Annotated in this window: 7 protein-coding genes; 4 read left to right on the forward strand and 3 right to left on the reverse strand. The window is 39.5% G+C overall.

All coding sequences use genetic code 11. The features are described 5' to 3' along the window. The first annotated feature begins 106 nt into the window (after positions 1-106). Both V7K45_RS21415 and V7K45_RS21420 read left to right on the forward strand, forming a co-directional pair. Positions 107-3,415, forward strand: coding sequence for a GAF domain-containing protein (locus V7K45_RS21415; RefSeq protein ID WP_335006972.1), 3,309 nt, complete (start codon positions 107-109; stop codon positions 3,413-3,415). A 291-nt stretch (positions 3,416-3,706) separates the two neighbouring features. After that, positions 3,707-7,327, forward strand: coding sequence for a hybrid sensor histidine kinase/response regulator (locus V7K45_RS21420; RefSeq protein WP_335006974.1), 3,621 nt, complete (start codon positions 3,707-3,709; stop codon positions 7,325-7,327). 24 nt (positions 7,328-7,351) lie between these two features. Here V7K45_RS21420 and V7K45_RS21425 read toward each other — a convergent pair whose 3' ends face one another. Genes V7K45_RS21425 through V7K45_RS21435 form a run of 3 tightly spaced genes read right to left on the reverse strand, consistent with a single transcriptional unit; the run spans position 7,352 to position 10,135 of the window. After that, entirely contained in the window at positions 7,352-8,080 is a 729-nt protein-coding gene (locus V7K45_RS21425; RefSeq protein ID WP_335006976.1) for a Uma2 family endonuclease, read from the reverse strand. 54 nt (positions 8,081-8,134) lie between these two features. Then, complete coding sequence (locus V7K45_RS21430) at positions 8,135-9,028, reverse strand: ABC transporter permease (RefSeq protein ID WP_335007005.1); 894 nt, start codon at positions 9,026-9,028, stop codon at positions 8,135-8,137. Positions 9,029-9,049: 21 nt separating this feature from the next. Continuing rightward, the gene (locus tag V7K45_RS21435; RefSeq protein WP_335006978.1) at positions 9,050-10,135 is read right to left on the reverse strand and encodes an ABC transporter substrate-binding protein; all 1,086 of its coding nucleotides are present in this window, start codon (positions 10,133-10,135) and stop codon (positions 9,050-9,052) included. 414 nt (positions 10,136-10,549) lie between these two features. Between V7K45_RS21435 and V7K45_RS21440 the strand changes: the two genes are divergently transcribed. Further along, positions 10,550-16,429 (forward strand): trifunctional serine/threonine-protein kinase/ATP-binding protein/sensor histidine kinase, encoded by a 5,880-nt coding sequence (locus V7K45_RS21440; protein WP_335006980.1) that lies wholly within the window; start codon positions 10,550-10,552, stop codon positions 16,427-16,429. 334 nt (positions 16,430-16,763) lie between these two features. Then, positions 16,764-22,637 (forward strand): AAA family ATPase, encoded by a 5,874-nt coding sequence (locus V7K45_RS21445; RefSeq protein WP_335006982.1) that lies wholly within the window; start codon positions 16,764-16,766, stop codon positions 22,635-22,637. Positions 22,638-22,785: the final 148 nt, after the last annotated feature.

Consider the following 22,785-nt stretch of genomic DNA (forward strand, 5'->3'; position numbering starts at 1 on the left):
TTAGGTATACTGTTTTAAAAACTCCTAATCCTTAATGAGTAAATACCAGAAAATATTGCTTGCCACATATCCAGTTATTATCCATCACAAGTTTGAGGTTAATTAAATGACATTTTTGTATAACAATAGCCATGATAACGAGCATCTAATTTCTGAATTAGAAAATCAGAATGGTAACGCTCATATAGCAAATATTGCTAGTAATGAAATATCTTTGTTAAGTGCGATCGCTCAAGAATTTAAAACTTGGCGGCGACAGATGAAAGATATCGCAACTCACATGCGCCAAGCCCCAGATGTTGATACACTATTCAAAATTACTGTAGCACAAATTAGAGAAAAGATTGGCTGCGATCGCGCCTTAATTTATCAGTTTACTTCGCGAGAAACAGGTAATGTTTTAGCCGAATCGAGAACATTAGGTTGGACTCCAACTTTAGGCGAAAATATTCCCGGAATTATTTTTGGTCTATATACCAATCAAGACTATGTAGAAGCTGTAGTTATTGACGATATCAATCAGATTCAACTTACCCCTTATCAAAAACAACTGCTAGATAAATTTCAAATTAAAGCTAGTTTGAGTTTACCGATTGTAGTAGAAGGTAAAGTCTGGGGCTTACTAGCAGTCAATAATTGCTACTCAACGCGGCAGTGGCAAGAAGTAGAAATTAGCCTACTATCTCAACTGACAACAGAACTAATTTACAAATTACAAAGTTTTGAATTCCAAAAAGAACAGCAACAGCGGCTACTAGCAAAAAAATCGGTAGCTAAAGTCATTGACAAAATTTTGCGGATATCAAATGTCGATAAGCTTTTTCAAACAACCACTCAAGAAGTACGTCAATTACTAAAATGCGATCGCGTCGGTGTCTATCGCTTCAAACCTGACTGGAGTGGTGAGTTTGTCGCTGAGTCAGTGGGTAACGGTTGGATAAAAATGGTCGGCCCTGATTTTTACATGGTCTGGGAAGATACCCACTTACAAGACACTCAAGGAGGACGTTATGCCAAGGGTGAAAGCTTTGTGGCCAATGACATTTATCAAATGGGTCATTCTCAATGTCATATTGACATTTTAGAGCAGTATGAAATGAAGGCTTACATCATTGCACCCATATTTGCTGGAGAAAAATTATGGGGTTTGTTGGCAGCTTATCAAAATTCTGGGCCTCGTGATTGGCAACCTTGGGAAGAAACCTTTGTAACTCAAATTGGGTTGCAATTTGGTGTAGCTATCTCACAAGGGGAATATCTCGAACAAGTGCAGACAAAATCTGACCAACTAGCTCAAATAGTTGAACAAGAGAAAGTTTTCACTAAGATAGTCAACCGCATCAGACAATCTTTAGATGTAGAAAGCGTCTTCAAAGCAACCACTCAAGAAGTGCGTCAATCACTACAATGCGATCGCGTTGCTGTCTATCGTTTTAACCCTGACTGGGGTGGTGAATTTGTGGCTGAGTCAGTGAGTACTGGTTGGACAAAACTGGTAGGCCCTGATATCAAAACCGTTTTGGACGATACTTACTTGCAAGAAACTAAGGGAGGTCGGTACGTTAGAGGTGAAAACTTTATCGTTAATAATATCTATGAAGTAGGGCTTGCTCCCTGTCATATTGAGATTTTAGAGCAGTTTGAAGCCAAAGCTTACATGATTGTTCCAATATTTTTCGGGGATAAATTGTGGGGATTGCTGGCAGCTTATCAAAACTCTAGCTCCCGTGAATGGCAAAGCTGGGAAGTGAATTTTTTGGTTCAAACTAGCTTGCAATTTAGCCTAGCTAAATCACAGATAGATTATTTGGAATTAGTACGAGTCAAATCTGAAAAACTAGCTCAAATAGCAGAACAAGAGAAAGCTGTCACCAAGATCAGTAACCGCATCCGGCAATCTTTAGATGTAGAAGAAATCTTCAAAACAACGACTCAAGAAGTCAGGCAATTACTGCGATGCGATCGCGTCGCCGTGTATCGTTTCAATCCTAACTGGAGTGGGGAATTTGTTGCAGAGTCAGCAGGTCATCTGTGGGTAAAACTGGTAGGCCCCGATATCAAAACCGTCTGGGAAGATACCCACTTACAAGAAACTCAGGGAGGTCGATATGCCCAAGGAGAAAACTTTGTTGTAAATGACATCTATCAGGTAGGTCATTCTCCTTGCCACATTGAAATTTTAGAGCAATTTGAAGTCAAAGCTTATGTAATTGTGCCTGTATTTGCCGGAGAGCAATTGTGGGGATTGCTGGCAGCTTATCAAAATTCGGGAACTCGTGATTGGGAAGAATCGGAAGTCACTTTGTTAGCACGTATTGGCAGCCAATTAGGACTGGCATTACAACACACCGAATATTTGCAACAAGTACAAGCGCAGTCAGCAAAATTAGCAGAAGCCGCAACACGGGAAAAGGCAGCTAAGGAGTTACTACAACAACGATCCATTCAACTCTTAAAAGCCCTTAGACCCGCTCTTAACGGCGACTTAACAGTACGCGCACCGATTACAGAAGACGAGCTAGGCACGATCGCAGATGCTTACAATAATACTCTGCAAGCACTGCGGCAAATTGTTGTTCAAGTACAAGGAGCTGCTCAACAAGTTGCCCAAACTTCTAGCAATAGCGAGTCTTCACTAACGGGACTAACCAATCTGGCACAACAACAGTCTGAGGAGATTACCGCAGCCTTAGATGACATTCAACAGATGGTGGACTCAACTCAAGCTGTAGTAGCGAATGCTGAGTTAGTACAACTAGCAGTGCAAAAAGCCAATCAAACTGTAGAGTCTGGCGATACTGCCATGAACCTGACTGTAAAAGCAATCCAAGGAATCCGCGAAACCGTTGCTCAAACCAGCAAAAAGATTAAACGCCTGAGCGAATCTTCACAAAAAATCTCCAAGGTGGTTAATTTGATTGGAAATTTTGCCACGCAGACAAACGTACTCGCTCTGAATGCAGCCATTGAAGCTACTCGTGCTGGTGAATATGGCAAAGGCTTTGCTGTTGTCGCTGATGAAGTCCGTTCTTTATCTCGTCAATCAGCAGCAGCAACCATCGAAATTGAAAAATTAGTTCAGGAAATTCAAGCAGAAACCGGAGAAGTTGCAGTAGCAATGGAAACTGGTATTCAGCAAGTAGTAGAAGGCACAAATCTTGTTAGTGACACTCGCCAAAACTTAAATGCGATCGTTTCTGCGACTGCCGAAATTAGTCAGTTAATCGAGCGAATTACCGCAGCGACTCAAAAACAAATGGCGCAATCTGTAACAGTCACTAAATCAATGCAAGATGTCGCAGAAATTGCCGATAAAACTTTTGCTGAATCTCAAGAGATTGCGACTGTGTTCCAAGATTTATCAGGTATGGCGCAAGAGTTATTAACAACTGCTAGTAAGTTTAAAGTGAAATGAAAAATAGTTAGAAGTTATCAGGTCAAAGCATTAATTATATAAAGCACTATTTTATTAGCAAATGTAAAATGCTTTGGCCTGAATTAATTATAACTTTTTAGTCAAAGAGAGGAGAAAAAGTAATTGGCAGAGAGTATTATTCAACAGCATAGCTGTCAATTTGTTTTAAAAATTATTACTAGTCTATGCATACGAAATCATCGGATTTTGAGTTTAATAGTCAAGACAACTGAAAAATTAATTGGTCGATCGACTTCTAATTTCTAACTCCTAACTCCCCACTCACTAATTATGATTACAGATAATGAAATTCGCGAACAAGGGTACATCTACTTTCTAGCTGAAGCCCCAGAATTAGTCAAAATTATTGAACAAGAACTATTTAGCTTGTCGGAAGATTATAGTATTGCTAAAATTCACAATCTAATGCGAGCCACTCATACACTTAAAGGTGGTGCAGCTAATGTTGGGCTAGAATTAATTAAGACGATCGCCCATTTTTTAGAAGATGTATTTAAGGCTTTATACAATCCAAAAATTGTAGTTGATGCAGAATTACAAACACTTTTATTACAAGCTTATGAATGTTTGAGTATAGCATTAAATACTGAATTAATAGGTAGTACTGTTAATGACGAAGAACTGCTTCACCGAGCGACTTCAGTGTTCGCGCAGTTGCAAGAAAAGCTGGGTGATGCATTTGGTGCTGAATCTCATATTCCCACTTCTGAAGAATTGGGATTTGATATTGTGCAATCTGTTTTTGAAGTAGGAGTAGAACAACGTTTAAACAGTATTGCGGACGTTATTAACAATCCACCAAATAATGACGAATTTATTGACTTTTTACACTCTCAAGCTGAAGTATTTCTGGGCTTGGCAGAATCTTTAAATTTACCTGGATTGGGAGAAATTTCCCAAACTATTCTCTCAGCGCTGCAAGCAAATCCCAGTCAGGTACAGCAAGTTGCAGAAATTGCCCTAGTAGATTTACAACAAGCAAAAAAATTAGTATTAGCAGGCGATCGCACATCTGGTGGAGAACCTTCATCAGGTTTACGAAAACTGGCAATAGTAGCAAATAATGATTTGTCTGAAGAATTAGCAAATAATTCCTTTACTGATAGATTTATCATTAATGAAGAACAATTTTATCAGTTTCTTACTACATCTGATAACAATAAGAGCGAATCGGTAAAACCAAAAACCGCCAAATTTTATTTAAAAGTAATTCGCTACATTTATGGCTGGTTTAATCACCAGATGCAAATACCAGAAGCGGAACTCAGTTTGACTTTACTAGTTCCCAGGTTAGAAATAAAAAATCTGCTTAATTATATCGAAAACTGGCTAAAAGACTTTCTTGATTTTGTTCAAGATGAAGAAGATAGTCAAAGTCTTTGTATTTATCGACGTGGCATCATCTTAATTATTCTATTTGCAGTTGCAAAGTTTCAATATTCTCTGAAAGCATCTGATAGCCACCTTTCAGCAATTAAAATATTACAAAACCAAATTCATAAATTAGCAAAAGAATATAAAAGTTATCCTCCTGTTACTAGTGAAGAAAAAAATTGGCTTGATAGTCCCAAGCTACAAAAACTATTAGCGATCAAAGAGATTGTATCTTCTCAATCAACTGATAACTTGCTAGAAGCAATATGGGGGGAAGAAACTAGGCAAAATCTTCCTGTTGAAGTCGTAACAGCCCAGACTGATAATTATTCAGGAAAGCTTGATTCATTAACTGTCAGCGAGCAAGTAGTTGTAGACGTTCCAGAAATAGCTATTGAAGTCATACCTGATATAGCTACACAAATCAACAAAGAAATAGAAGATAAATCACAGTATGTTCAAACTAAAAACTTTCGCCAACCTTCATTTATTCGGGTAGATACAGATAGACTGCAACACCTCAATTATCTGGCAGGAGAATTACTGATTTACCAAAAACGGCGTAGTTTAAAAGATGAACAGGTCAAAGAAATAATTGAGCAGCTAGTACAGCAACTCACTAGACACCAAACAACTTTAAATGAGTTACGCGATCTACCTTTACAAATACAAAATATTACATCAGAACAAACGCAAAGTTTTGCAGTGGATTTTGACTCTCTAGAAATGGATGTATACACAGAATTTCACATGACATTGCATGAAGCAATAGAAGAAACACTGCAACTACAAGAAACCACAGAATCTCTTGACTTGCTTCTGACACAAGCTACTCAAATTAGTGATAAAAAAGAAAATTTAACTCTTAATGTTATAGATAGCTTAGTCGAAGCAAGAATGTCGCCTTTGGGCAATATTCTGAATCGTTTCCCCCACATGGTAAACAAGTTAGGGAATGTTCATGCCAAACTTGTAGAATTAAAACTTACTGGTAGCGAAGTATTGGTAGATAAAGCGATCGCAGAAAAACTCTACGATCCTTTGTTACACTTAGTGCGTAATGCTTTTGACCACGGTATTGAAGCTCCCCAAGTTCGCCGAGAGCTTGGTAAACCAGAAGAAGGTTTAATCGAAATCTGCGCTTATCATCAGGGTAGCCAAACTGTTATCGAAGTTCGTGATGATGGTCAGGGATTGAATTTAGACAGAATTCGCAGAAAAGCTGCTGAACTTTATCCCATACAAACTGAAGAAAAAACTAGAAACTATGCTTCTAGTCTGGCTGAACCTGAACTTTTAGATTTGATATTTTCGCCTGGATTTACTACTGCAAATAAAGTAAGTGAAATTTCTGGGCGCGGTATGGGTTTAGATATTGTGCGTACTCAGATGCACGCACTCAACGGCTCGATTTCAGTTCAATCCTTACCCAACCAAGGAACAATATTCATCCTCAAAATTCCTTTTTCTATGACTACAGAAAAGTTAATGCTTGTTCAAGCCAAAGGTGTTGTTTATGGTCTGATGTTGGACAGTATCGAAAAAATATTGATTCCCTCTGAACAACAGATTAAAGAAATTGAAGGGAAAAAAGTCTTACATTTGAATATAGACAATGATGAAACTATGGTCAGCCTTCGTCAACTTTCAAAGTTGATTAATTATAATGGTTCATTCATTAATAATGAGACTCAATACAATACTTCAAATACTCAAAACCAAAGTTTAGCAAAGAATCCGGTACTTTTACTACAGCGAAATCAGGGAAAGGTTGCTTTAGAAGTTGACCAAATAATCGGCGAACAAGAACTGGTAATCAGACCTTTAGGAAACGCGATCGCACCGCCAAAATACATTTATGGTTGTAGTAGTTTAGCTAATGGTAATCTCATCTTAGTAATTGATGCTTTGTTACTGGTAAAATCTAGCGAAATCCAACAAACAACACTTGATATTAGGGCGCTACCAGTCGCTTCTTCGTCAAATAAAAAAGCCTTGCCGATATCAGGGCATAATTTTTCATCTACACCATTACTTGCGGCATCGACTTCCACAACAACTATAGAAACCCAATCCAGTTATTCTCAAGAGCCAGATTATAAATCACCAAAAGTTGTTTTAGTAGTAGATGATGCAATTAGTCTCCGGCAAACTCTCTCTTTGACTCTCCAAAAATCTGGCTATCAAGTAATACAAGCTCAAAATGGTGTAGAAGCTCTAGAAAAATTGCAGTTACATCCTGAAATTAAAGTCGTCGTTTCCGATTTAGAGATGCCAAGAATGAATGGTTTTGAGTTGTTGAGCAATTTCCGCCAATACACAAATTTAGCAAAAATACCTGTAGTGATTCTTACTTCTCGCAGCGCTGAAAAACATCGCCAGCTTGCCCAAGAATTGGGTGCAAAAGCTTACTTAACCAAGCCTTTTTTAGAGCATGAGTTTATCTCTAAAATTAAGGAGTTAATTAACAATAATACAAATGATTTAGATCATTTACTCATAGTGAAAAATAATTGATAATTTGTAATTACGAATTACGAATTACGAATTACCAGGTAGATTATTTGGATCTACACCTACAGAACGTAAATACTCGGCTAATTGTTCAGCCCTTTGCCGCTCTTGTTCAGCCCGCGATCGCTCTTGTTGTGCCTGTTCTGCATCTGTTAAATAACGCTTTCCTTGCTCGTCATACCAACATAAAAACTCCTGTTGTATCCCGCCAATTACAGCTTGGTGTCGTCCTATACCTAAACCCACCTCTGGCATCAAATAAGGTTCACCTATTTGTAATTGATAGTTTCCATCGAGCAACTTATAGACTTCAAAGGGTTGATGTTGGTCGCGTCGCCAAAACTCAGGGTTATAAATTACGTAGTACAATACACCGAGTTTTCTATATATATCTAGTTTTTCGTCGTATTCACCTCCTGGAGTATGGGATACCATTTCTAATATGAATATTGGAACTATCCCATTTTCTTCCCAAACCGCGTAACTTTTGCGTGATTTACCACCCTTTTTCCGTTCTACTCCCAGACTTAAAAAAGCATCTGGGACTACAGGTACTCTGGGATTTACTCCTGTGGTGTGATACACTCCCATATCTACTCCGAAGTACCAATCCATGCGATTTGCCCAAATGGAGTTAAGTAAGAAGAGTAAAATATTTGGCAAAAAATTTTGATCTTCGTTATCCACTGGCGTATCGTCTGAACAGGGAAGTTCGTCAGTAGTTGGTAACGCATTTTTGAGATCGGGTGAGAGCATAACCGTTGTCTCGCTGGCGTTTGATGCCTTTATTATAAATGAGCGAACAAAAGTTTAGCGTTTGGGTGTAGGTTCGCCAAACCTAATTAAAAGTGCGATCGCAATACTAACTAGCAAAATTAACGTCATACTTAAGGCTGAACCAAATCCCCAATTTTGGGTGGCTCCAAGAAACTGATTATAAACTAACCGCGCCGCCGTCATACTAGAAGCACCACCGAGTAATTCTGGATCGACAAAATCCCCTAAGCCTGTGATAAATACAAGCATGGAAGCAGCTGCAATTCCCGAAAAAATTTGCGGTACGGTTACTTGGAAAAAAGTTTCCACCGGATTTGCACCTAAATCAGCCGCAGCTTCTAGCAACCGCTTGTCTAGCTTTTCGAGAGAAGCATATAAAATCAAAACCATATAAGGTAATAAGCTGTAACTCATGCCAATTAATACAGCTTGACTATTGTTAAGTAATTCCCAAGTAGGCAAGCCTAAATTGCTGAGTAAACTGTTCAATAAACCAGTAGGACGAAGAATTGTAATCCAAGCATAAGAACGCAGTAACGAAGAAGTCCACAAAGGTAGAACAAAACCTAATAACAGCAAATTTCGCCAACGCTGCGGCGCTATTTGAGCAATCCAATAGGCGACTGGGAAGCCCAAAATTAAACAAATTATCGTAGTCCCAAAGGCAAAAAATAGCGATCGCCAAATTACTTGCACGTAAAGGGAGTCAAATATTCGGATGTAGTTTTTGAATCCGTTGGGATTGACCAAATCTCCCGGTCGGATATCTGCAACTAAACTTAACTCGAAAATTATCAAAGATGGCAGCACTAACAAAAGTAATAACCAAATCCCAGATGGTGCAAGCAATACCAAAGGTTGCAGCCAATTTCTAACGGGGTGCTGCAATTTGTCTATTTTAGAAATTTCATTTTTTTCCAAATTAATCACTCCTAACTCCTAACTCTTTTAACTGCTAGTTAATTGAGTCCAATAACGATCGTAAACCTCTTCAAATTCTCCTACAGGTGTAACACGTTCGCAATTTTTTAGCAGTGACTCTGGCGGAAACAAATTAGTGTTGTTTTGGATTTTTTTTGGCAATTGCTCAAATCCGGCGTTATTCGGCGTAGAAATATTCAAGCGTTGAGTGATTTGGGCTGCTATTTCTGGTTGCAAAATCATGTTAATCCAAGCATAAGCTCCAGCTTGGTTAGGGGCTGTTTTGGGAATTACAATAGTGTCTGTCCATAATGAAGAACCACTGCGAGGAATCACATATTTGAGTTTAGGATTTTCTTGAGAGATTTTCACTGCATCTGCTGAATAACACATCGCCAGTAGTAAATCTCCGGCCAGAATTTGATTTTGCCAAGCGTCGGTGTCAAAACGGGCGATCGCAGGTTTTAGAACCTTCAATTTTTCATAAGCTTGTTTGATTTCTTGTTCATTTTTTGAGTTATAAGAATAACCGAGCATTCGTAAGGTTGCACCCATCACCTCTCGAACATCATTGAGCAAGGTCATTCGCTGATTAAGTTGCTCTTGATTTTGCCAAAGGTAATCCCAATCTTGTGGTGCATCTTTAATTTTTTCGGAATTGTAAAGTAAACCTGTTGTCCCCCAGTTAAAAGGGATACTGTAGCGGTTATTGGGGTCGTAACTAGGATTTTCAAACCGGGGAAATAAATTCTCTAGACCGATTAAGCGATCGTGATTTATTTCTGTTAACAAACCTTTATCTACCATCTTCTGCACCATGTAATCAGATGGGTTGATGATGCTGTAAGTGCCACCGCCTCCAGCTTGCAATTTAGCCAGCATGACATCATTGGAATCATAGACATCTGCCAGCACTTTTATGCCAGTTTGAGCGCTAAAAGTTTTCAATAATTGGTTGTCAGTATATTGCGTCCAGGTAAAAATATAAAGTTGGTCGCGCTGACTATTGGTATTAGAATTAGCACGTACTTCAGCCAGCCTCCAGCCACAACCACCTAAAGATAAGCTAGAAAGTGCTGTCACCCCTTTGAAAAATTGGCGTCTGTTAATCATTAAGTTAATAGTTAATCATATTTTGTAAGGTTAAAGGGTAAAGGGTAAAGGTTAAAGGTTTTTTCTTTCCGCTTTTCCCCAAAACCCGACAAGTATTGCCATAGGTAGTTTAAAGATTAACTTAAGTGTATCTATCTGTGCAACTGTTAATAAGTTACTCCTGTTAACTAGTGTTATGCACAGTTTTTAATCAAGCTTGAGTTATAAAAATTAACAAAGCAAGCGATCGCTTAGGACTAGCAATCAGTCTGCAAATCGTTGAAGAAACCCACAGCGGAAAATTGAATTTTAACTCGGTTTTCAGTGAGGGTACGGAATTTATTATTGAAATTTCGGTGTAATTTTGGCTATTTTTGGTAAATACTTTTAGACATCTGGGAATACTAAATCTGGAAGTTTTAAAGATTTAGCAGTATGGTTAGCACTCTTGTCAATATTCCCGGATACAAGGTTAGCGAAGAACTCTACAATGGTTCTAGAACCATCGTGTATCGAGGGTATAGAGAGACTGACTCATTACCTATAGTTATTAAACTGCTGAAAAATCCTTATCCGAGTTTGGGCGAACTCTTGTCGTTTCGGAATCAGTACACCATAGCTAAAAATCTCAACTCACCACTAATAGTCCAAACTTATAGCCTAGAACCTTATCAAAATGCCTATGCGCTGGTGATGGAAGACTTTGGGGGGATTTGTCTCAAAAATTATTTTACCTTACCAGAAACGCAATATATCTCGTCTTTAGAAGAGTTTTTAGAAATTGCGATCGCACTTTGCAATACCTTAGATATATTGTATCGGGAGCGAATTATTCATAAAGATATTAAACCTGCCAATATTTTAATTAATCCCGAAACCAAACAAGTTAAATTAATTGACTTTAGTATTGCATCTTTATTACCACGGGAAACTCAAACACTTATCAATCCTAATGTTTTAGAAGGGACACTAGCTTATATTTCTCCAGAACAAACAGGCAGAATGAATCGTGGGATTGATTACCGGACTGATTTTTATTCATTAGGTGTGACATTTTACGAGTTACTTACAGGAAATTTACCTTTTGCATCAAACGAGCCAATGGAATTGGTGCATTGTCATATTGCTAAACTTCCACCACTTTTAAGAAATAGAGAAGACATTCCCCAAGTTATTTGTAATATTGTCATGAAACTCATGGCAAAAAATGCCGAAGATCGATATCAAAGTGCGTTGGGATTGAAGTTTGATTTAGAAAATTGTTTGTCTCAGCTACAAGTTACGGGTTCGATTGAGAGTTTTGAAATTGGGGTTAGGGATGTGTGCGATCGCTTCATCATTCCTGATAAACTTTATGGACGAGAAGCCGAGGTATCAACTCTCCTGCAAGCCTTTGAGCGAGTCAGCCTGGGTGCAACAGAAATGATGCTGATAGCAGGTTTTTCCGGAATTGGAAAAACTGCGGTTGTCAACGAAGTTCATAAACCGATTGTTCGCCAACGCGGTTATTTTATCAAAGGCAAATACGACCAATTTCAACGGAATATTCCCTTCAGTGCATTTGTACAAGCATTCCGGGATTTAATGGGGCAATTGTTAACTGAAAGTGATGCACAGATTCAGGAATGGAAAAGCAAGATTTTAGATGCTGTTGGGGAAAATGGACAGGTAATTATTGAAGTCATCCCCGAATTATCAAAAATTATTGGCGAACAACCACCCGCCATAGAATTATCAGGAACGGCGGCACAAAATAGATTTAATTTATTATTTCAACAATTTACCCAAGTTTTTACCAGTGTTGAACACCCATTAGTGATGTTTTTAGATGATTTGCAATGGGCAGATTCGGCATCATTGAAGTTAATGCAGCTATTAATGGCTGATACAGGTCATCTTTTGTTAATTGGTGCATACCGTGATAATGAAGTCAATCTAGGACATTCATTAATGTTGGCTTTGAGTGAAATAAAAAAAACCAAAGCGACGATTAATACAATTACTTTAGCACCACTGAGTCAAATAAAAGTGAATCACTTAGTTGGTGACACACTTAAATGTACAGAAACTTCGGCATGGACTCTTTCTCAATTAATCTATCAGAAAACTCAAGGAAATCCGTTTTTCACAATCCAGTTTCTCAAAGCATTACATCAAGAAAATCTTATTAAATTTGATATTGAGTTGGGCTGTTGGCAATGTGACATTACCCAAGTAATGACTCAAGCCGTTACAGATGATGTTGTTGCCTTTATGGGTTTTCAATTGCGAAAACTACCGCTATCAACTCAACAGGTGTTACAGCTAGCTGCTTGTATTGGGAATCAGTTTGATTTAGCAAGTTTGGCAATTGTTTCTAAACAATCTCAAATCGAAACGGCTGCAACTTTATGGAAAGGATTACAAGAAGGGTTGATTTTACCGAACGGTGATGTTTATAAATTTTATATTGGGCAAGAAAGTCTTGCACGTACACCGGAAAATATTCAGACTGTTACATACAAATTTTTACACGATCGCGTCCAACAAGCTGCTTATTCTCTGATTCCCGACGACCAAAAACAACTGACGCACTTAAAAATTGGGCAATTGCTTTTAAGTGTAATGAGCGAGAAGGAAAAAGAGGAAAAAATCTTTGAGATTGTCAATCAATTAAATAAAGGAGCCGATTTAATTGTTGCAGAAACTGAACGTGAGGAATTAGCAAAACTAAATCTAGTTGCTGCCCAAAGAGCTAAATCTGCAACCGCTTACGTCGCAGCAATTGAATACGCCACTAAAGGGATACAACTTCTCACAACAAGTTGTTGGCAGCAATGCTATGAACTAACGTTAGCTCTGCATGATTTAGCCGCAGAAGTAGCCTGTCTGAGCGGTGATTTTAGGCAAATGGAGCAGATAGTTGACGAAGTAGTGCAAAATGCCCGTCAATTACTAGACAAAGTGAAGGTCTATGAAGTAAAAATTTTGGCCGAGGTGGCCCAGAGTCAACAGCCCAAAGCTATTAAAACAGCTCTTTCGACTTTGGAATTATTTGGAGTATTGTTTCCAGAGCAGCCGACTGACGCAGATATTACTGAAAGTTTGCAACAGACTCAAGATGTATTAAAAGGAAAACATTTAGAAGATTTCTTGGAACTGCCGGAAATGACAGACTTCCAATCCCTGGCAACGATCCGAATTTTAGCGGCGGTGACAGCAGCAGTCTATCAAGCGGTTCCAGAATTACTGCCATTAATCGTGTGTAAGCAGATTAGGTTATCAGTGGAATACGGTAATGCTGCGGTATCAGCACAGGCTTATGCTTGGTATGGAGTAATTTTGTGTGGCATTGGAGAAATAGATTTAGGCGATCGCATTGGCGAACTGGCAATGGGACTACTATCACGCTTCCAAAGCAAAGAATTTAAAGCCAGCACGATTAACATGGTTTATCCCTTCGTGAAGCCTTGGAAACATCATATTCAAAATTCACTCGCTCCTTTACTCGACGGATACCACAGTGGTCTGGAGATGGGTACTTTAGAGTATGCTGCCTACTGTGCCTACAATTACTGTTCGCTTTCCTTTTTTCTCGGAAAAAATTTGTCAATCCTAGAACCAGAGATGAAGGTTTATAATCAGGCATTGGCTCAACTCAAGCAGGAAGTTGCTCATAACTATCTGAGAGTCTTTTACCAATCCGTCTTAAATTTACTCGCCGAGAGCAAGTGTCCTTGGGAAATTCAAGGTGTAATTTATGACGAACAAATCATGTTGCCCTTGCATCAGAAGGCAAACGATCTTTATGCAATGGGAACACTGTATATCAATAAATTAATTCTTTGTTACTTGTTTAATGAGTGGGAACAAGCTATCAAAGTGGCGGCTGATGCTAAACAACATTTAAGTGGAGTATCCGGCTGTTTTATGGTGCCGGTGTTTCACTTTTACGATTCATTGACTCATCTGGCGATGTTGCCCAACGCTCAAGGTAAGGAATGCCTTCCGCAGCAAGTTGTTGACAACCAGAAGAAGCTCAAACAATGGGCAAACCATGCACCCACAAACCATTTACATAAATTTTATTTGGTGGAAGCAGAGCAGTATCGGGTATTGGGGCAGATGTATGAAGCAATGGATTACTACGATCGCGCGATCGCCTCTGCAAAAGCAAACACATATATCCAAGAACAAGCACTAGCGAATGAACTTGCTGGCAAATTTTACCTCAACTGGGGGAAAGAAAAACTCGCCCAAGCATATATGCAAGAAGCATATTACTCTTACGCACGTTGGGGGGCAAAAGCCAAGGTTGCCGATCTGGAAAGACGCTATCCGCAACTGCTAGCCCCTATCCTCCAGCAAACCCATACTTCCTTCTCCACTAGCGAAACAATCTTCTCATTGGCAAATGTTACATCCACGAGTTCCGGCACTTCCCACAGTAGTAGTGTTTCTGTTGCTTTAGATTTAGCTGCTATTCTCAAAGCTTCTCACACTCTTTCCGGCGAAATCGAATTTGAAAAACTGCTTTCATCTTTGCTTGAAATCGTCATTGAAAATGCTGGGGCTGATAAATGCGTGTTCATGCTGTTGCGAAACGATTCGCTAGGCGATACCAAAAGTGAACGTCTGCTAATTAAAGGGTCAATTACCGTGGGGATGCAGCCAGTAGTGTTGCAACGCCTTCCCGTTGAGGACAGTCAAGACATTCCCCTGAAGTTGATTTACAAAGTGAAGCACGATAGACAGACTGCTGTGATACTTGATGCAAGTGCCGATCGCACCTTAGCCAATGACCCCTATATCATCCGTCAGCAGCCCAAAAGTATCTTGTGTAGCCCGATTTTGCATCAAGGGAAGTTGATGGGTATTTTATATCTAGAAAATAATCTAGCAACGGGGGCGTTCACAAAAGATCGCGTCGAACTGCTGAATTTACTCTGCGCTCAAGCGGCAATTTCTTTGGAAAATGCCCGACTTTATGAGCGATCGCTAGAGTATTCCCAACAACTAGAGCGATCGCTTGAGGAGTTAAGCGCCACCCAGTCTGTCTTCCAAGCATCCCAGCAAAAACTCCAGTTATTGGTTCAGCAAACCCCATTGGCAGTGATAGAGTGGGATACCAATTATCACGTTACTGACTGGAACCCAGCCGCAGAAAGAATCTTTGGCTACAGCAAACAAGAGGCTTTGGGTTGTGGATTCAAATTCATCATTCCTGAAATAATTCAAGCAGAAATGGAGCGAGTTAGCGTCGAAATTATATCGCAGGAGGGCGGTAATTACAGTATCAATGAAAATGTGACAAAGGATGGTAAAATTATCATTTGTGCTTGGTATAACAATCCGCTTGTAAATGCAGATGGCGAGTTAATCGGAGTTGCTTCCCTAGCAGATGATATTACAGAACAGCAAGCTGCGCTACGCGAACGCAAAGTTGCCGAACTCCAACTTCAACAAAAAGCACAAGAGCTAGAAACTGCTTTACAAAACCTGCAACAAGCACAATTACAAATGGTGCAAACTGAGAAAATGTCTGCACTAGGCAACTTAGTTGCTGGTGTAGCTCACGAAATGAATAATCCCCTTGGTTTTATTGCTGCTAGTCTAAAACTTGCGAAACCTACTATCGCTGATATTGTTGAACATCTCAAACTATATCAAGAAAGTTTACCCAACAAAAGCGATGAAATCGAAGACCACGCCGAAGAAATCGACTTGGATTATAGCTTAGAAGACTTACCCAAGATGATTGATTCTATGTCTATGGCGTGTGACAGGCTAAAGAACATCAGCACTAGTTTAAGAACTTTCTCTCGTGCCGATCAAGACTACAAAGTACCTTTTAATATCCACGAAGGCATTGATAGCACTATTCTCATTCTCAAACATCGTCTCAAGACCAATGAACAACGTCCGGCGATTCAAGTTGTTGCAAACTACAGTAATTTACCTCAAGTAGAATGTTTCCCTGGTCAATTAAATCAGGTATTTATGAATATTTTTGCTAATGCTATTGATGCATTAGATGAATCTAACTATGGACTCAGCTTTGAAGAAATTAAAGCCAATCCTAACTGCATTACAATTACAACCTCAGTCGAAAATAATCTAATTAAAGTTTCCATTACTGATAATGCTAAGGGGATGAGTGAAGAAGTTAAACAAAAAATATTTGACCATTTATTTACGACGAAAGCTGTTGGTAAAGGCACAGGATTGGGACTAGCGATCGCTCGTCAAATTGTTGAAGAAACCCACGGTGGGAAATTAAGTTTTAACTCGGTTCTGGGTCAGGGTACAGAATTTATGATTGAAATTCCGGTATGAATCTCGGACACTCCTTAGACCTGCCTTGAAAATAAGGCAGGAGGTACGCTTTTAGCGTCTCCCCTTCTCCCAAAGGGAGAGGCTAGCGCCAAGGGAGAAGGCAGGAGGAAAAGAGATTTTCATTATTCCTTGTGAGCGCAGCTTATGAAGTCTTTTGCAAAAATCGTTGAATCGACTTATGCAAGAGACTCCATGAGCGGCGCGTCTCGTAGAGAAGGTATGGGATTAGCGTCGATTTTCTTTGACTCTAAATCCTGAAAATTTCAAGTTGTGGAGCGACGGGTTAGGTTTATATCTGGGAACACTATATCTGAAGTCTTAAAGATTTAGCAGTATGGTTAGTACGAGAGTCAATATTCCCGGATATCAGGTTAGCGAAGAACTCTACAATGGTTCTAGAACCATCGTTTATCGAGGGTATCGAGAGACTGACTCATTACCTGTAGTGATTAAGTTGCTGAAAAATCCTTATCCGAGTTTCAGCGAACTCTTGTCTTTTCGGAATCAGTACACCATAACTAAGAATCTCAACTCACCTCTGATTGTCCAAACTCATAGCCTAGAACCGTATCAAAATGGTTATGCGTTGGTGATGGAAGACTTTGGGGGGGTTTCTCTCAAGGATTGGGGACTTGTACTGAGCGTTCGCCCAGCGTCTCGTAGAGAAGCCGAAGTAGTGGGGAAAAGCTTAGAATCTTTGATGGAGTTTTTAGAAATAGCGATCGCACTATGCAACACCTTAGATATATTGTATCGCGATCGGATTATTCATAAAGATATTAAACCCGCCAATGTTTTAATTAATCTAGAAACCAAACAAGTTAAATTAATTGACTTTAGTATTGCATCCCTACTACCACGGGAAACTCAAACATTGATGAATCCCAATGTTTTAGAAGGGACACTTGGTTATATTTCTCCCGAACAAACAGGAAGAATGAATCGGGGGATTGACTACCGGACTGATTTCTATTCTTTAGGTGTGACTTTTTATGAACTACTAACGGGTGAGTTACCGTTTCATTCAAACGACCCGATGGAGTTAGTACATTGTCATCTAGCAAAACTTCCACCATCCCTTCAGGAAGTTAGAAGTGAAGAGATTCCACAAGTGTTGTCAGATATTGTCATGAAATTGATGGCAAAAAATGCTGAAGACCGCTATCAAAGTGCATTGGGACTGAAATTTGATTTAGAAACTTGTTTATCTCAACTCCAAGAAACTGGTGAAATTAAGCATTTCCCAATTGCTCAACGGGATCTGTGCGATCGCTTTATTATTCCTGATAAACTTTATGGACGAGAAACAGAAGTAGAAACTCTCCTGCAAGCATTTGAGCGCGTTAGTACGGGTGCGACAGAAATGATGCTGGTGGCTGGTTTTTCGGGTATTGGTAAAACCGTTGTAGTTAACGAAGTTCATAAACCAATCGTCAAAAAACGCGGTTATTTTATCAAAGGGAAATACGACCAATTTCAACGAAATATTCCCTTTAGTGCTTTTGTGCAAGCCTTCCGCGATTTAATGGGGCAATTGTTAACAGAAAGCGATGCTCAAATCCAGCAATTTAAAACCAATATCTTAGCGGCTGTAGGTGATAATGGACAGGTGATTATTGAAGTCATCCCCGAATTAGAAAGAATTATTGGTCAGCAACAACCTGTTACAGAATTATCAGGAACTGCTGCTCAGAATCGGTTTAATTTATTATTTCAAAAATTTACCCAAGTCTTTACCAGTGAAAAACATCCATTAGTGATGTTTTTAGATGATTTACAATGGGCAGATTCAGCATCGTTGATGTTAATACAGTTATTAATGGCTGATACAAAACATCTTTTCTTAATTGGTGCTTATCGTGATAACGAAGTCAATTCAGCACATCCATTAATGTTGACTTTGAATGATATCCAAAAAACAGCAGCAGCTACAATTAATACGATTACTTTAGCGCCTCTAAGTCAATCGCAAGTAAATCAATTAGTTACTGACACACTTAAATGTACAAAAGATTCGGCATTACCTGTTTCTCAATTGGTATTTCAGAAAACTCAAGGTAATCCGTTTTTTACCATACAGTTTCTCAAGGCACTACACCAAGATGGATTAATTGAATTCACCTCCCCTTACCAAGGTGGGGCTACGGGAGGATGGCAATGTGATATCACCCAAATAAATCAGCAAGCGGTGACAGATGATGTTGTTAAGTTCATGGTATTTCAATTACAAAGATTGCCTCAATCAACTCAAAATGTATTGCAGTTAGCCGCTTGCATTGGCAATCAATTTGATTTAGCAACCTTGGCAATTGTTTGGGAGTCATCAGAAATTGAAACGGCTGCGAGTTTATGGAAAGCTTTACAAGAAGGCTTGATTTTACCAATTAGTGATGTTTATAAATTTTATCAGGGAGAAAATCACGAGCGATTGGCGCTGTCAACTGGGAATACCAATAAACAATTAGCCAAATATAGATTTTTACATGACAGAGTACAACAAGCTGCCTATTCTCTAATTCCTGATAACCAAAAACAAGCAACTCATCTCAAAATTGGTCAATTGCTTCTACAAAATTCTTCTCAAATAGAACAAGAAGAAAAACTGTTTGATATTGTTGGACATTTGAATTTAGGGCAAGAGTTGATTGCCCAACCGCACCAGCGAGAAGCCTTGGCTCGACTTAACTTAGCAGCAGCAGATAAAGCTAAAAGTTCTACTGCTTATGCTGCTGCCAGAGCCTATTTACAAACTGGGATTGAGCTGCTCACAGTGAATTGCTGGCAAGATCAATATGAATTGACCCTGAGTCTCTATGTTGCCGCCGCCGAAGCCGCCTACTTAAATGCTGACTTTGATGGCATGGAACAGATCGCGTTACAGGTGTTGCAATCAGCTCAGACGATTTTAGATAAAGTTAAAATTTACGAAATTCAAATTGCTGCCCAGACAGCCCAGAGCAGACTATTAGAAGCGATCGCAGTTGGCAGAGATGCTTTAAAACAATTGGGAGTTGAGCTACCCATTGAGCCAAACAATGCTGAGATTGGTAAAGCTTTACAAGTCCTTGCTAGTCAACTCGCAGGCAAACGAATTGAAGAACTAGCTGACTTACCAGCGATGACCGATCCTCAAGCAGAGGCAGCCATGCAACTGTTAGGGATGTTGTTTGCACCTGTTTTCCAAGGAATGCCGGGTTTATTGCCCCTAATTAGCTGCACAATGGTCAGCCTATCGCTTCAGTTTGGGAATACGCCCGCCTCAACTGTGGGGTATGCGCTGCACGGAATGGTGTTGTGTGCCTTTTTGGGAGAAGTTGAAGGGGGCTACGATTTTGGGCAATTGGGATTGAATTTGCTAGATCGGTTCAATGTGCGGGAATTCAAATCCATAATTTCCATGTTGTTTGGTGGCTTTATTCAGCATCACCAAGAAGCCCTCTCGGCAACGATACCATTGCTAAAATCTGGTTTTACCTCTGGTATGGAAACTGGCGATTTTTTACACGCTGGCTATAACGTATGTTGTTACAGCTATGCGGTCTTTTGGAGTGGCTCTGAACTTAGCAATTTGGAATTAGATATAGCAAGTTACAACGCCGCCTTAACTCAGGCGAAGCAACATTCTGCCCAGACTTATGTGAGTATTATGCGGCAGGCGGCACAGAACTTTAGGGAAACCCAAATTCAGCCCGATTGTTTGAGCGGCAGTATCTACGATGAAACGGTGATGATTGCCAAACATCGTCAGGCTAATGAACTCACGGTGATGGCTGAGTTGTATATCTACAAACTGTTGCTTGCCTATTCTTTTGGTGATTATAAGGCTGCGATCGCTTACATTGCGGAAGGGGAAAAGTATTTACTTGCAGTATCAGGATTGATTTTTGTTCCGATTTTCCATTTCTACGCAGCCCTGACGTACCTAGCCCTATTTTCCACCCAGCCAGAAATTGAACTTTCCGTAATTCTTGCCCAGGTAGAAATCCATCAAACCACTCTGTACCGTTGTGCGCAAAATGCTCCCACGAATCATCTGCATAAATGGCATTTAGTTGAGGCTGAAAAACAACGAGTGTTGGGCAATAAAGCAGAAGCACTGGAAAATTACGATCGCGCCATAACTCTAGCTAAAGCCAACGGCTACATCCAAGAAGAAGCACTTAGCAATGAACTAGTAGCTAAATTTTATCTCGATTGGGTTAAAGAAAGAGTTGCCCAAGCATATATGCAAGAAGCATACTACTGTTACGCTCGTTGGGGTGCAAAAGCCAAAATAGAAGACTTAGAAAAACGCTATCCCCAACTACTCCAATCAATTCTGCAACAGCAACGAATCAACTTCAATACTTTAGAAACTATTAGCTTTCGTGGCACTTCCTCATCTACTCGTACTTCTACCACTGGCAGCACTAATATTTCCCACACATTAGATTTTACCTCTGTCCTCAAAGCCGCTCAAGCTATCTCCAGTTCTCTGGAATTAAATCAACTCATTGCCAGCTTGACCCACATTATCCTAGAAAACTCTGGCGCCAAGAAAGCTGTGTTAATTCTTCCCCAAGATGATATTTGGCAAGTTAGGGCAATTACTTTTATCAATCATGAGAAAATACAAACCATTCTTGAACCCCAATTACTCGCTAATTGTCAAGAGATTCCCGCAAAAATTATCAATTACGTCAAAAATACTCAACAAACAGTTGTTATAGACAATTGCAAAACAGATATTATTGGGTTGATTGGGGAATATATGCACCGAACACAACCCCAAAGTGTATTATGTACCCCGATTCTTAATCAAGGGCGTTTAGTAGGGATTCTTTACCTAGAAAATCAACTGACTCAAGGGGTATTTACTAGCGATCGCCTTTCTATTGTAAATTTCCTCTGCACTCAAGCCGCAATTTCTTTGGAAAATGCCCAATTATATAATCATCTCCAGGAGCGAGAAAAGTTTCTCAGTAGTATTTACGAAGGTGTTGGCTGTCTTATTTTTGTGACTGATATCCGGGATAATGGTAGGTATGAGTACACAGGATGGAGCAAATCATGCGAAATAGTGATTGGTATACCTGCTTCGGAAGTGCTGGGTAAAAGTCCGCAAGAATTAATGGCTCCTGATGAAGTTGCAGCAATTGAGCAAAAATATCTGCATTGTTTCCAAACTGGAATACCCATCACTTATGAAGAATGTCTAACATTTAATGACCAGAAAATTTGGTTGTTAAGCACACTCAGCCCTTTAAAAGATGAGACGGGCAAAGTTTATCGCGTAGTTGGGACAACGATTAATATTAGCGATCGCAAACAAGCAGAATCAGCAGTTACAGAAAAATCTCAAGCACTCGGAACAGCCTTAGAAGATTTACAACAAGCCCAATTACAAATTGTTCAAAGTGAGAAAATGTCAGCACTGGGTAATTTAGTTGCTGGCGTAGCCCATGAAATGAATAATCCTTTGGGCTTTATTGCTGCAAGTCTCAAACAAGCTAAACCCACTATTGCTGATGTAGTGCAACACTTGAAACTTTATCAAGAAAGTTTACCTAATCCGGGTGCTGAAATTATTGATCATGCAGAAGAAATTGACTTAGATTATAGTTTACAAGATTTGCCCAAGGCAATAGATTCAATGGTGATGGCGTGCGATCGCCTGAAAAATATCAGCACTAGTTTAAGAACTTTCTCTCGTGCTGATAAAGATTATAAAGTGCCATTTAAAATTCATGAAGGCATTGAAAGTACAATTTTAATTCTCAAACATCGCCTCAAAGCCAATGAGCAACGTCCAGCAATTGAAGTAATAACCGATTATGGCAGTTTGCCTGAAGTTGAATGTTTTCCTGGACAATTAAACCAGGTGTTTATGAATATCCTAGCTAATGCCATTGATGCCTTAGATGAATCGAATACTGGGCGGAATTTTGCAGAAATCCAAGAAAAGCCTAACAAGATTACAATTCAAAACTCATTGCAAGATAATCAAGTGAAAATAACGATTGCTGATAATGCTAATGGCATGAATGAAGCAGTCAAGCAAAAGATATTTGACCATTTGTTTACGACGAAATCTGTGGGAAAAGGAACGGGTTTAGGATTAGCGATCGCCCGTCAAATTGTTGTGGAAAAACACGGGGGTTCAATACACTGCAACTCCTCTCCAGGAAAAGGTACAGAGTTTGTAATTGCAATTCCAGTGCGTCAATAAACAGTACTGAGTAGACCAACTTTAGCTAGGAAGATTCTGTCACCCCACTTGCACATGAGCGTGTAGCGTTCATGCATAAAAGGCATCTTCTCGTAGAGACGCTCCGCGTTGGTGGTTGGATTAATTAAGCTTTTGAGCAATTTTTGCG

The organism is Nostoc sp. (genome assembly GCF_036917375.1).
Lineage (GTDB): Bacteria > Cyanobacteriota > Cyanobacteriia > Cyanobacteriales > Nostocaceae > Nostoc.